The organism is Sorangium sp. So ce362 (assembly GCF_051519845.1).
Taxonomy (GTDB): domain Bacteria; phylum Myxococcota_A; class Polyangia; order Polyangiales; family Polyangiaceae; genus Sorangium.
This window is the reverse complement of record NZ_CP150332.1, coordinates 9,851,880-9,863,944: the sequence shown is the minus strand read 5'-3', so window position 1 is coordinate 9,863,944 and position 12,065 is coordinate 9,851,880. Positions and strand designations below refer to the sequence as shown.

Sequence of the window (12,065 nt, the reverse complement as noted above, 5' to 3'; positions counted from 1 at the left end):
CCTCAGGACCACGGCCGGGCGCCGCGAAGACGCGCGACGGGCCGAGCTCATGAGACAGTACCTCGACCGCCTCGCGCTCGAGATTGGCCATAAGACTGCTTATGTCAGCCCGCGCTGGCGATCGTCACCGCGGCCGCGGCGGCGACCTGGATCGTGAAGTTGTCGTCCATCCGTGACGAGAACAGGTACGCCGGCAGCCGGAAGCCGAGCCAGGCGCGTGTGCGCATCAAGCGGGCTCGATTCGGAGCAGCCCAGTTCGCTTGATTCTCGAGCAATTTTTCTGGATTCGGGGTAAATTTGCCTGAATATTTGGGTTAATTATCTGAATATAGCCTTTATTTAGCCAGAGTTTAGCGACGAAACTCTGGATGTAGCTTGCGTACACCTAGAATCCAGGATCGAATCTCTAGATTTCGTCGATTTTTGTCTTGTTCGTTGGCTAGGATGTCTCGATGCCCCTGGTCCCTGCGCCCCCCGTCGCCCCGTGCGGCTACAGCGCCGTCGAGCTGGCGCGCGCCGCCGGCGTGAGCACCGGCACGATCAAGCCGCGGTCGCGCGACCGGCGAACGCGATCGGGCTCAGCATGGCGAGCGGCGGGCTCGAGAGCGAGCCTCACGCGCACCGCGAATCGCAGCTCATGTACCTGGTGCGCGGAGAGCTGATCTGCGAAGCGTCGAGCGCCCTCTGGATCGTGCCGCCGCGCTCGGCGCTGTGGATCCCCGGGTCCGTGACGCATCGGATCCGCGCGCGCGCGCGCCGCTCGAGGGCTACGGCGTCTTCATCGAGCCCGGCGCGGCGCCGAACCTCCCGCCGGATTGCTGCGCGGTGTCGGTGACGCCGCTCTTTCGCGAGCTCTTGCTTCGCCTGGCGACGCGCCCCGCGCTCTACGATCTCGAAGGTGCGGACGGCACGGCGCCCCGCAGCACACCCGCGAGCCGCTGGGCGAGCGATCACCGAATTTCCCGAACACCGAGGAGCATGATTGCATTTCTTCATACTGCCCGCGTCCACGTCGAGACCTTCAGCCGTCTTGTTCGGAACGTGGACGACACGATTCCGGCGCGGCATGAGGTCCAGGAGCGCCTCCTTGCGGACGCGCTGGAGGCCGGCGCGATCACGGACGGCATCCGTTCGGCGACTACCATGGTCGTTCAGGCGCTCGCGAACGACGGCGCGAAGGTCGTCGTGTGCACCTGCTCGACCCTCGGCGGCGTCGCGGAGGCGGTCCCCGTCTCGGACTGTGTCGTGATGCGGGTCGATCGCCCCATGGCAGAGCAAGCCGTCGCGAGCGGCCGCCGGATCCTCGTGCTGGCCGCGCTTCCGAGCACATTCCAGCCCACCGTGGCGTTGCTGCGCCAGATAGCGTCTGACGCGAGGCGCTCGATCGATGTCGGCGAAGTCCTGTGCGGGCGAGCATGGCGGCTCTTCGAGACGGGTGACCATCCTGGCTATGCTGGCGAGATCGCCAGGACCATCGAAGCGACAGCGCGCCCGGGCGATCTCGTGCTCCTGGCGCAGGCGTCGATGGCCCCCGCAGCCGAGCTGGTCCGCCACCTCGAGATCCCCGTCCTGAGCAGCTCGCAATCAGGAGTGGACGCCGCCGTGTCGCGGTATCGATCGAGAACACGACACGATGCCGTCTAGCTCCATGTGGACCCGCGCCGAGCTCTCGCTCTGAAACGGCGGTAGGGGTGGGTCCTACTCGGGAGCGTCGAAGTCGGTGATCTTCGCGAGGTCCTGGCGCAGCTGGAGATCACGCTCCACGAGGAGGCGACCGAGCTCCTCGTCGGAAGCGTGCGCCAATCTTCGATGGCGCTCCGCGACCCGGCTGTCGATCGCGCGGACCATGCGCACCGCGAGCCACGCAGCAGCGATCGACGCCACGTCGGACGCGATGAACGCATACCGGGACCGGATGAACTCCGCCACGGTCAGATCCGGCATGACAGAGGCCAGCCACCCGAAGCCGCGGCTCGCGACATAGAGCCCCCACCACGCGCCGAGCGCGGCATGGTGCACCGCGCCAGCCCGCGGGGCGTGCGCCATCTCGACGCGCCGATAACCCCCCGCGCCGTCCAGGAGAGGGCGCGGCGCAGGCTCGGGCACGCCCGGTGGAGCAAGTCCGTCGTGGAGATCACGCAGCACCCTGTACGGCTGCGCCAGGTTCACGACGGGAATGAAGAACGCCAGAACCGACTCGGCCGGCGTCCAGTGAAAACCCCGCACGGGATCCAGCACGAAAGCCAACGCGACCGCCCTCGCGAGCCAGCGCAGGAACAACACACCCGCGAGGAGCCCGAGCCCCAGCTCGAGCAAACCCCCGGCCTCACGGAACGTACTGGCAAGCTGCCACGTCGACGCCGAGACCTCCGACCAGCCGAGCAGCACAATGTGCCAGGCCCCGACCAGCGCCGTGAACGCCGCCACCGCCCCCATCGCGACCAGCCCGGCAATCGCCGCACGCGCGCGCCGGCGCACGACGCGGACGTCGCGGCTCCACCCCTCCCGAGCTTCGGCCCAGCCCCTCACAACGACCGAGGATATCGGTAGTTCTCGCCGCATCGCAAGCGACGTGGCAGAGGAACGCTCGTAGGAATCATGAACCTGACGGGCGCCTGTCGCGGGGGGCGGTCACCGGGCGCGCGCGAACCCACGCGCCGGGAACGGGAGCAGGCATGAGCCCTGAACGTCTTGACGCAAAACGGCCCAAGATGGCTCACGCGCGCGTCGCGGCCGGGGAGCGGTCCCGCGGGCGACGAGATCCGGTGTGCTGCTCGATGAGGTCATATCGACCGGCGCTCGACCGATGATCTCTGCGAGAGCAGAGGGGACTCGCTCCAGCAAGGCATCTGTCCCTCCGAGCGTGGCAGCGGCCGGGCGGGAGCTTGGGCTGGCATGTTTGTTGCCGAATCGCGCCGCGCATCAGGGAGGTGCAATGATCATGAGCAGAGAATTACATGCGCGCATCATGCAAGTTCTGGGAGCCGGCATGTTCGCAGGCCTGTCGTTGGCGGTCGGCTGCCAGGGCCATACCGATGGCGGCGCGGCAACAGGCACAGGGGGGGCCGGCGGTACGGGCGGTCACGGGGGCGCGGGCGGTCACGGCGGCGCGGGCGGCCACGGGGGCGCGGGCGGCCACGGGGGCGCGGGCGGCCACGGGGGCGCGGGCGGCGGCCTCTATGAGAAACGGTGCTTTTCTCCTGAAGATGCCTGGGAGTACGCCAGTGACGGCAGTGAAAGCGGCGGGGTCGTCGGAGGCGGCGGCGAGAATGGACACGCCGAGGCCTGTCCGAGCGAGTTCCGGCAGGCGCCCGAGTACTGCATGCACTACGAGAATGGCCGGCTCGAGGACGGCCAGTGCTGCTACGACAACTTCGATACCGGTGTCGGCGGCTGCGGCCGCCCGTTCCTCGTCGGCGGCGAGCCGCGCCTGGCCGGCGTCGATGCGCGGGCCGACTGGGTGCTCGGCGCCGCGGCGGACGAGCCGCTGGCGCTCGATCCCAGGACGCGCGCCGCCCTCGCGCAGGCGTGGCTCGCCGACGCGCGCCTCGAGCACGCGTCGATCGCGTCGTTCGCGCGCTTCACGCTCGATCTGCTCGCCCTCGGCGCGCCGCCCGACCTGATCGACGCCGCGCAGCGCGCCCTCGCCGACGAGCTCCAGCACGCGCGGGACTGCTTCACGCTCGCGAGCCGCTACGCCGGCCGGTCGCTCGGTCCGGGGGCGCTCGCCACGGGCGGCGCGCTCGACGCGCCCACGCTCGCCAGCGCCGCGGCCAGCGCGGTGCGCGAGGGCTGCGTGGGCGAGACGCTCGCCGCCCTGCAGGCCGACGAGCAACGGCGCCGCGCGTGCGACCCCGAGGTCCGCCGCGCCCTCGACCGGATCGCCGCCGACGAGGCCGCCCACGCCGAGCTCGCGTGGGCCTTCGTGCGCTGGGCCGTGGCGCGCGGCGGCGAACCGGTGCGCGCGGCCGTGGCGCGCGCGTTCGACGAGGCGCTCGCCGAGGTGCGGGCCGCGCGCGGCCCGGAGCGCGCCGGGGTCGACGCCGCCGCGTGGCGCGACCACGGCCGTCTCAGCGAGGCGGAGCGGGCGCGCTGCCATCTCGACGCCGTACGGGAGGTCATCGGGCCGTGCGCTCAGGCGCTCCTGTCCACGTCGCCCACGTCGCCCACGTCGCCCACGTCGCCCACGTCGCCCACGCCGCGTCCGGCGTTCGCGCCGCGCTCGGCATGATGAGCGCGACAAGCCGTTCTCCCTCCGCGGGCTCGGCAACCCGTATGACCACGTGAATCGTTATCTGCGCGCCTGCGCGGCGGCGTAGCGGGCTCCTCGGCGCTCGGTCGTGAGCAGGGGATCGGTAGCTCCACGCGCCTTCTTGCCCGCGCCGGCCGCCCTGCTCATCATCGCGCCGATGATCAAGAAGAGGCCCGCCCCGCCGGCCGCACGCCCGCCGCATCCAGCCAAGGTCGCACAGCCCTCTTCCCGCGCGCTCCCCCCGCACCCAGCCAAGATCGCACAGCCCTTCTCCCGCCTGCTCCCCCCGCACCCGGCCAGGGTCGCGCAGCCCTTCTCCAGGGCGCGCGGGCCGCACCCCGCGGCGCGCGGCGGAGGCGTCGTCCAGCGAACGCGGCAGGCGGGCACCTTTCCACGACATCCTGATCGTCGAGGCCGCGGAAGGAAAGATCCTGAAGACGCGCGAGAAGAACGCGCAGAGCGGCATCTACGCGAAGAACGAGGTCGAAGGCCGGAAGTGCGGCGGAGCCTACAAACTGATGAAGCGCAAATGAGCTCGCCCGATTGGCACGTACCCACCTGCGTACACGCGTCGCCGTCATCGCAGCTCACGGAGTGTCACGCGCGGCCGCGAGCGAGGCTGACGGCGACCAGCTCTTGGCGAGGGGGGCGAGGGGCTGGGCCGGCGATGACCGGGCCGCGGGCCCCGCGACCTGGGCCCGCGGACCCCGGTCGCGCCGGCCGCGGCCGCCCGGACCCGGCCGGCGCGGCCGTGATCATACGCTCTTGCCGTCGAATTTCATTGTCTTGAGAGAATCGATATCGACGTCGTCCAGACAGCGGACGTTGATGGCGCACATCTCTTTCCCGTCCGGCCCGGTTCCCCGTGCGAACGACTCGACGCCGCAGACCGAGCAGAACATGTGGTGAATGACCTTCTTGTTGAACTGGTAGTCGGTGAGGAAGTCTCCACCCTGCTTGAGCGTGAACTGGTCCACCGGCGCGAAGGCCAGGACCACGCCCAGCTTCGAGCAGCGCGAGCAGTTGCACACGCCCACTGGCGCGCTCAGGTCCGCCCTTACGTCGTAGCGAACCTTTCCGCAGTGACAGCCACCTGTATAAGTCTTGAGCTCCGTCATGGGCGCATGGTGCCACAGGCGGCCGGTCGCGTGCCGCAAAAACACGAACCGCCGCGGCTGCCTGTGGCCGGAAGTCGGAAGCGGAAGCGGGCCCGAGGCGCAGCGGCAGGTCGCCGGCGCCAGGCTCCGCCGTCACGCATTGCCTCCTGTCGACAACTTTTCTCGGTGCCGGGCTGATCGAGCGATCCCCGACTCTCGGCGCGGGGCCGGTGTCTCGCCTACTGCTCCTCGTAGTTCCAGGTCAGCCCGCCATCGACGAAGTACGTCGAGCCCGTCACGTAATCGGCGTCCGCCGAGGCGAGGAACACGGCGAGCCCGGCCACGTCCTCCGGCTTTCCCAGGCGGCCGAGCGGGATCTGCCCGAGCAGCGCGCTCAGCTTGTCGCGGTCCCTGAGCAGGTCGGCGTTGATCTCCGTCGCGATCGCGCCCGGCGCGATGGCATTCACGGTGATCCCGGTGCCGCGCAGCTCCACCGCGAGCGTGCGCGTGAGCATGCGGACGCCGCCCTTGCTGGCGCAGTACGCTGCGAAGTTGGGGAACGGCAGATCCTCGTGCACCGAGCTGATGTTGATGATCTTGCCGGGGCGCCCCGCCGCGCGCAGGTGACGGACCATCGCCTGGCTCCCGAAGAACACCGCTTTGAGGTTTGTGTTCACGACCTGATCGTAGTCCTCCTCGGTCACCTCCCAGAACGGCGCCCGCTTCTCCAGCCCCGCGTTGTTGACCAGCACGTCCAGCCGGCCGAAGCGCGCGACGACGTCCTGGATCAGCTGCTGTACGCTCTGGACGGAGGCGACGTCGACGGCGAACAGATGACCTCGCCGTCCGGCGGCCTCGACCTCTGCTCGGGCTTCCTCGGCGCCCTCCTTGCTCTTGTGGTACGTGAGCGCCACGTCGGCGCCCTCGCGGGCGAAGCGAACAGCGATGCTGCGGCCGATGCCCCGGCTGCTACCGGTGACGAGCGCGATCTTGCCTTGCAATCTCATGGTGACCTCCTGTCTCCACGGGGTCGTGCCTCCGCGCCCCGCGATGGCGCGCGGAGCGTGACTCCCCACTTCCCGCGATCCGCTCGCGCCCTTCAGCTCGCTGCTCGTCTCGGGCGTGGGCCTCTCGCCGCCCCTGCCTTCTCTAGCATGTTCGTGTCGCGGGCCCCAGCAGCGGCTCAGCGGGCTCAGCGCGAGCGGGCGGGTCTCGCCCAGGCGCCGCCGGGCTCATCGGGGCAGGTCTCATCGGGGCAGGCGAGGAGGTGTGACAGGGCTTCACGTACATCTATTGTATACCGAGAGCCATGCAGGACAGCCACCTCCCCGGGGCCGCCCGGCCCGGCGACGCGCCGTTCCTCGCCGGCGACGGTGAGATGCCGCCCGGGGCGCGAGTGCTGGAGCGAGATATGGGACGTCATCGGCCCGATGCTCGACGGGGTGCGCGCCACCGGGCAGGCGACATGGTCCGAAGACTTCCAGTTGATCCTCTCGCGCAATGGCTATCGAGAAGAGACGTACTTCACGTTCTCCTATGCTCCTGTCCTGATCGAGGACGGCGCCGTCGGAGGCATCTTCTGCGCTTGCGCCGAGACGACGGGGCGCGTCCTCGGCGAGCGCCGCCTCCGGGCGCTGCGCGCCCTCGGCGCCCAGTCCGCCGCGGCGGCGATGGTCTCGCCGGCGGAGACCCTCGCCCGCTCGGTGAGCACGCTCGCCGAGAGCTCCGCGGACGTGCCGTTCGCGCTTGTGTACATGATCGAGCCGGGCGGAGCGGCGGCCCGCCTCGCGGCCGCCTCGCGGCTCTCTCCCGGCGGCCGGTGGCCCGAGCCCTGCCGCGAGGCGGTCGTGCTGCCGCTGTCGCGGTCCGGGCAGGCCGCGCTCCAGGGCTTCCTCGTGGTCGGCGTCAGCCCGCGCCGCGCGCTCGACGCCGCCTACGGCGACTTCTTCGAGCTCGCGGCCGGCCACATCGCCACGACGATCTCGGGCGCCCGGGCCTACCAGGAAGAGCGCCTCCGCGCCGAGGAGCGGGCCGAGCTCGTCGCGCGCGAGCAGGCGGCGCTCGCCGAGGCCGAGCAGCTCGCCCACGCGCTCATCGCCGATTGCATCGAGCTCCACGCGCCGCCTCCCCAGACGCGCCTCGTCGTCCGCGTGGCGCTCGAGTCGGCGCCGTACGCCGGCGCGACCTTCCACGTCTTCTGGCCGAAGCGCCAGAAGAGGGCCTCGTGACCGGCGCGGCGGGGCGCCTCGCTCAGCCGTTGAGGAGCCGCTCGCCAGGCGCGGGCCTGCGCTGCTCGGAGACGCTCGCGTATGCGAACGTGTAGCTCGAGTCGAGCGCTTCGCGGCCCGCCACGACGAGATCGAGCCGGAACGTGTCTCCCTCGAACCGGGGGAGCACGAAGGAGAGCGTGGGTCCCTTCTCGTTGCGCCGCGGCGCGAGGTCGGGGAAGCGCCAGCTGACGAGCGTCACGGAGCGGCCCGCGCAGACGACGCGGGCCTCGACGGTGCCTGACGCGACGCCCTCCGGAGCGTCGTTGAGGACGAACAGATCGGCGCGGAACTCCTCCCCGCTCTTCCAGCCGAACTTCGGCGCCCGGGCGCTGGCGAGCGCGGGCCTGCACGCCGCCTTCACCGCGTGGTACGCGGGCTTCGGCCGGTGCGGCCAGCTGATGAGGTTGTTGTTCGCGGCCGACGGCCACGGCTCGTTGTAACACCAGTTCAGCGCCATCGCGCACACCGGCTTCTGCCGGCGCGCCTCCTCGAAGATGAACTTGTATCCTTCGCACTGGAGGAGCTGCCCTCTCTCCACGAGCTCCTCCAGCGTCCTCGCGGGGCCGAAGTAGTGCTCCAGGGTGGCCTGGCAAAGCCAGCTCCCGGGGTCCGTGCTCCAGGCGGCGAACGCGTGGTGCGCTTCCCATGCGGTGCCCTTCCGCGGCGGGAAGAGCTCGGCCTCGGGGATGAACGTCTTCAGGTACTCCACGTCCGACGGCCCCGGGCACCCGAACTCCGAGTAGGCCGTGTTGCTCGCCGTGGCGAAGATCTGGTGAGGCTCCCGGCCGTGCTCGTCGCGGAACCGGTAGTCCCCGTGCCCCATGCCGTCGATCGGCGCGGTCGGGATGAACGGCGTGTCGCGGTCGAGCTCGTAGGTCAGCTTGTTGAGGAGGCGCAGCGGGAGCGACTGGTCGGTCATGCCGGACCAGACGTTGAAGAGCTCGTTCCCCCCGCACCAGAGCGCGAGCGACGGGTGCTGCCGGACGCGCCGGATGGTGCTCTCTGCCTCCTGCTGCAGCACGCGCAGGTAGCCCGGCTCGCCCTCGTACAGGTTGCACGCGAGGTGAAACTCCGTCCAGACCATGAGGCCGAGCTGGTCGCAGAGCTCGTAGAACACTTCCTTGTTGATGATCGCGCCGCCCCAGGTGCGCAGCAGGTTGAAGTGGGCGTCGCGCGCCAGCTCGAGCAGCGGGCGGTACACGCCCTCATCGACGATCCCGGGGAAGATCTCTGGGCAGACCCAGTTCGACCCGCGCGCGAAGATCGTCCGGCCGTTCACCTCGAGCGTCACCGGCGGCCGGCTCCGGCTCTTCGGGAACCGCGTCGGCTCGTCCCAGGCGCCCTCGTGCATCACGAGCCGCACCCGGCGAAAGCCCACCTTGCGCGTGTGGACGACGGCGCCGCCGAGGCGCACCTCGAGCGTGTACAGCTCCGGCTCGCCCTCCCCGTTCGGCCACCAGAGCCGGACGCCCGGGAGCCGCGCCTCGGGCCGCTCGCTCGACACCACCTCGTTCCCCTCCGGGTCGAGGAGCCGATACGAGGCGCAGGCCGCGCCCGCGCCGGTCTCGCTCGTCTCGATCCGCACGTCGAGATCGGCCGTGGTGAGGTCGTCCGACAGGCGGTAACGGAAATCCACCGAGCGGAAGTGGCGCGCCGGGCGCACCTGAAGGCCTGTCTCCTGCCAAATCCCGCACGGGATCAGCCGCGGGTGCCAGTCCCAGCCGTAGCTCACGGGCGGCTTGTTCGAGAGGCGCGCCTGCGTCCGGTCCTCCGGAGACGGCGTGGCCTTGGGCACGGGGAAGATCACGATGGAGAGCTCATCCCCCGTCTTTGCGCGACCGGTGAGATCGATCTCGAACGGCGTGAACATGCCCTCCTGGTCGTGGCAGAGCTCGCCGTTGAGGACCACCTGAAAGCGGTAGTCGACGCCGCCGCAAAAGAAAACCACGCGCTCGCCCGCCCCGGCCCGCGGCATCTCGAGCCGCGCGCGATAGACCCAGTACACGTCCTCGGCGAAGCGAAGCTGCCGGAAGTTGTCCCCGACGGTGTAGTCGGGGAGCCCCTTGGCCCTGGCCCAGTCGAGCTGCACCGCGCCAGGGACCTTCGCGGGGACGAGCTCCGCGGGAGGGACGGAGGGATCCCTGGTGAACCCGACCTCCCACGTCAGCGGGGCGAGCGGGTACGAGGCGGCGACGTGCTCCGAAGCGAAGCGTGAGGTGCTGGGCATGGGAATGGCCCCGTTCATAGCGCTCCGCCGCGCCGTCCGGAAGATGAAGATCGGCGAGCGGCAAACGGTAAACCGCACACTGCACGCCGCACAGGGGGCGCCGCGCGCGGTCACGCGGGGACATCGCGTCAGCGTGGTCGCGCGCCTCGCGCCGGCGCCGGCCCAGACTCAGTGTTTGCCGACGCGGCGGTAGAGCATGCGTGTCACCTCGGGCTCGGGAGGAGGAGCTACCGCGCCGTGACGGCCCTCCGCAGGCGCCGCAACGCGAGGAGGGCGAGCGGCGAGAGGGCGAGCAGCCGCCACGGCGACCCGCCTTGGGGGTCGACGGCGCAGCCGCCGCCGTTCGTGCCGCCCTCGTCGGGCGCGCCGCCGCCCGAGGCCCCGGAGGACCCCACGCCGGCGCTGACGGCGCTGACGGCGCTGCCGGGGGTCCCGCCACCGTTCCCGCCGCTGCACGTGCCGTTCGGGCAGCCCTCGCCGGGCGCGCAGAGGCCGGGATCCTCGTCGGTCTCGCCGTCGCAGTCGTCGTCGACCCCGTTGCACACCTCGGGGCTCGGTTCTCCGGGCGTGCACGACCCAGGGGTGCATGCGATCGCCTCGCGCGCGCACATCCCGACGCCGCACACCTCGCGCACGCCCTCGTCCACCCGCCCATCGCAGTCGTCGTCGTACAGATTGCATGTCTCGACCGCGTCCGGGTGGACGTCAGGGGACTTGTCGTTGCAATCGTTCGCGCTCGGCGCGTAGCCGGCGGGAGGGCACTTCGCCTCGACGGTCGCGCCGAAGAGCGACCCGTATCCGTCGCCGTCGGCGTCTTCGTACTGGGTGGTCACCACCAGGTCCTCGTCGATCTCGCCGTCGCAGTCGTCGTCGAGCCCGTTGCAGACCTCCACCTGATCGGGGTGGACGTCGACCCTGTAGTCGTCGCAATCCCCGCCGCGGGGGGCGTGCTCGGCGGGCTGGACGCAATCGACCCTGGGCACGCCGGAGTCGCCGTATCCGTCTCCGTCGCGGTCGAGGTAATACGTCACTCCCTCGCATCCGTACGCGAACGCGGCGCTGGTGGCCGACGCGCCGTCTCCGCGAGAGCCGTTGTCGCCGTTGGCCGAGACGGCCCACACCTCGACGACGACGCCGCCCGGCGCTCCCGGCGCGATCCACTGCGCGTCGAAGCGAACGACCCCGCCGCTCGCCCGCTTCGGCGCGTCGTGGACGAGCTGCCGCTCGTCGATGAGGCGGGTGCCTTGACCGGCGATGGGGGAGAGCCGACCCGTCCCGGTGCGGAGATAGATGCCGCCCGAGTTGGCGGCCTGGATCTGCACCTGCAGAGTCACTGCCTCGCCGGCCGCCGGGTTCTTCGGGCTATGGTCGATGGTGATACCGGGCGTCGCGCCGCCGCTGTGGCAGCCGTTGCACCCCTCCACCGCCGTCCCGTTGCGGCGCGCATGAGCCTGCGACGCGACCAGCGTGGCCAAGAGGGCCACGCTCACCGAGAGGGCCGGTGAAGAAAGCGATGTACTTCGCATGCGTCTCGCCGCGCAGCTCGGGCTCGCGAGCTCCGCGCGCTCCGCTGCGAAGCTCAGGGATAGCCGCCCTCGCTGGGCACGACAAGCGCGTATGCGCAGAGCGAAACATTGTGCTGTGACCATCGACCATCGACCATCCAGCGCTGTTCTCGTTTCGGCGCCCGCGGGGCAGCGGGTGTCGCGGAGCGCGTCGCCGTTCGGCGCGACGCGTCAGCGCGTTACGCGAGCCGGGCGTGCTGCGGCCGCGTCACGTCGCAGACGACACCGTGGTACTTGAGCAGGCCCTCATCGAGGGTCACGACGGTCGCGTCGGTGCGGTGGGCGGCCCACAGATACACGAGGTCGGTGGCGTTGGCGAAGGGCCTGCGGCCGCGCATGCGCTTCGTCAGCAGGGCGAGGAACTCGGTGACGGCGCCCTCGTCCGCGGGCGCGACCAGCTCGACCTCGAGGCCTCTCAGCGCGCTCGCGGCCGCGGGCGCGCCACGGCGCGAGGCCGCGAGCCGTTGCTCGGCCACGTACACCTCCAGCCACAGCTCGGGCGGCGCGAGCACGCGCGCCGCGCCCGCGGCCACGGCCGCGCGGGCGCGCTCGAGAAAGGCGAGCGCGTCCGCGTGCCCGGCCTCGGCGGGCTTCATCGAGGCGATGGCGACGGAGCTGTCGAGCACGATCCGCATGATGGATGGCACACGCTGG

The 12,065-nt window shown here is 70.9% G+C and carries 10 protein-coding genes; 3 read left to right on the top strand and 7 right to left on the bottom strand.

Annotation, left to right across the window (positions count from 1 at the left end):
- Positions 1 to 104: 104 nt before the first annotated feature.
- The gene (locus tag WMF17_RS37990; RefSeq protein ID WP_437598276.1) at positions 105 to 227 is read right to left on the bottom strand and encodes a hypothetical protein; all 123 of its coding nucleotides are present in this window, start codon (positions 225 to 227) and stop codon (positions 105 to 107) included.
- A 484-nt stretch (positions 228 to 711) separates the two neighbouring features.
- On the opposite strand from WMF17_RS37990, the gene WMF17_RS37985 reads away from it, so the two are divergent.
- Entirely contained in the window at positions 712 to 1,644 is a 933-nt protein-coding gene (locus WMF17_RS37985; RefSeq protein WP_437645882.1) for a hypothetical protein, read from the top strand.
- Between the two features lie 54 nt (positions 1,645 to 1,698).
- Here the strand turns inward: WMF17_RS37985 and WMF17_RS37980 are convergent, their stop codons facing one another.
- Positions 1,699 to 2,478: a DUF4328 domain-containing protein gene (locus WMF17_RS37980; protein ID WP_437645880.1), complete on the bottom strand. Its 780-nt coding sequence runs from the start codon at positions 2,476 to 2,478 to the stop codon at positions 1,699 to 1,701.
- Positions 2,479 to 2,968: 490 nt separating this feature from the next.
- Here WMF17_RS37980 and WMF17_RS37975 point away from each other — a divergent pair, with 490 nt between their 5' ends.
- A complete protein-coding gene (locus tag WMF17_RS37975) occupies positions 2,969 to 4,231 on the top strand; it encodes a ferritin-like domain-containing protein (protein ID WP_437645878.1) in 1,263 nt (420 codons plus the stop codon).
- A gap of 776 nt (positions 4,232 to 5,007) precedes the next feature.
- Here WMF17_RS37975 and WMF17_RS37970 read toward each other — a convergent pair.
- Together WMF17_RS37970 and WMF17_RS37965 are read right to left on the bottom strand one after the other, a co-directional pair.
- On the bottom strand, positions 5,008 to 5,370 hold the full coding sequence (locus WMF17_RS37970; RefSeq protein ID WP_437598270.1) for a GFA family protein: 363 nt from the start codon (positions 5,368 to 5,370) through the stop codon (positions 5,008 to 5,010).
- 218 nt (positions 5,371 to 5,588) lie between these two features.
- On the bottom strand, positions 5,589 to 6,356 hold the full coding sequence (locus WMF17_RS37965; RefSeq protein WP_437598269.1) for an SDR family NAD(P)-dependent oxidoreductase: 768 nt from the start codon (positions 6,354 to 6,356) through the stop codon (positions 5,589 to 5,591).
- A gap of 366 nt (positions 6,357 to 6,722) precedes the next feature.
- Between WMF17_RS37965 and WMF17_RS37960 the strand changes: the two genes are divergently transcribed.
- Complete coding sequence (locus WMF17_RS37960; RefSeq protein ID WP_437645877.1) at positions 6,723 to 7,577, top strand: hypothetical protein; 855 nt, start codon at positions 6,723 to 6,725, stop codon at positions 7,575 to 7,577.
- A 22-nt stretch (positions 7,578 to 7,599) separates the two neighbouring features.
- Here WMF17_RS37960 and WMF17_RS37955 read toward each other — a convergent pair whose 3' ends face one another.
- The 3 genes from WMF17_RS37955 to WMF17_RS37945 form a co-directional block, all read right to left on the bottom strand.
- Positions 7,600 to 9,846: a glycoside hydrolase family 2 protein gene (locus WMF17_RS37955; protein ID WP_437645875.1), complete on the bottom strand. Its 2,247-nt coding sequence runs from the start codon at positions 9,844 to 9,846 to the stop codon at positions 7,600 to 7,602.
- 227 nt (positions 9,847 to 10,073) lie between these two features.
- Entirely contained in the window at positions 10,074 to 11,330 is a 1,257-nt protein-coding gene (locus tag WMF17_RS37950; RefSeq protein ID WP_437645874.1) for a putative metal-binding motif-containing protein, read from the bottom strand.
- A 260-nt stretch (positions 11,331 to 11,590) separates the two neighbouring features.
- Positions 11,591 to 12,046 (bottom strand): PIN domain-containing protein, encoded by a 456-nt coding sequence (locus tag WMF17_RS37945; RefSeq protein ID WP_437598265.1) that lies wholly within the window; start codon positions 12,044 to 12,046, stop codon positions 11,591 to 11,593.
- Positions 12,047 to 12,065 lie beyond the last annotated feature (19 nt).

What these genes read in the sequence shown, in the direction of transcription:
- WMF17_RS37990 (WP_437598276.1), bottom strand. Translation starts at nt 227, where the DNA reads ATGCGCACACGCGCCTGGCTCGGCTTCCGGCTGCCGGCGTACCTGTTC.
- WMF17_RS37975 (WP_437645878.1), top strand. Translation starts at nt 2,969, where the DNA reads ATGCAAGTTCTGGGAGCCGGCATGTTCGCAGGCCTGTCGTTGGCGGTC.
- WMF17_RS37970 (WP_437598270.1), bottom strand. Translation starts at nt 5,370, where the DNA reads ATGACGGAGCTCAAGACTTATACAGGTGGCTGTCACTGCGGAAAGGTT.
- WMF17_RS37965 (WP_437598269.1), bottom strand. Translation starts at nt 6,356, where the DNA reads ATGAGATTGCAAGGCAAGATCGCGCTCGTCACCGGTAGCAGCCGGGGC.
- WMF17_RS37955 (WP_437645875.1), bottom strand. Translation starts at nt 9,846, where the DNA reads ATGCCCAGCACCTCACGCTTCGCTTCGGAGCACGTCGCCGCCTCGTAC.
- WMF17_RS37945 (WP_437598265.1), bottom strand. Translation starts at nt 12,046, where the DNA reads ATGCGGATCGTGCTCGACAGCTCCGTCGCCATCGCCTCGATGAAGCCC.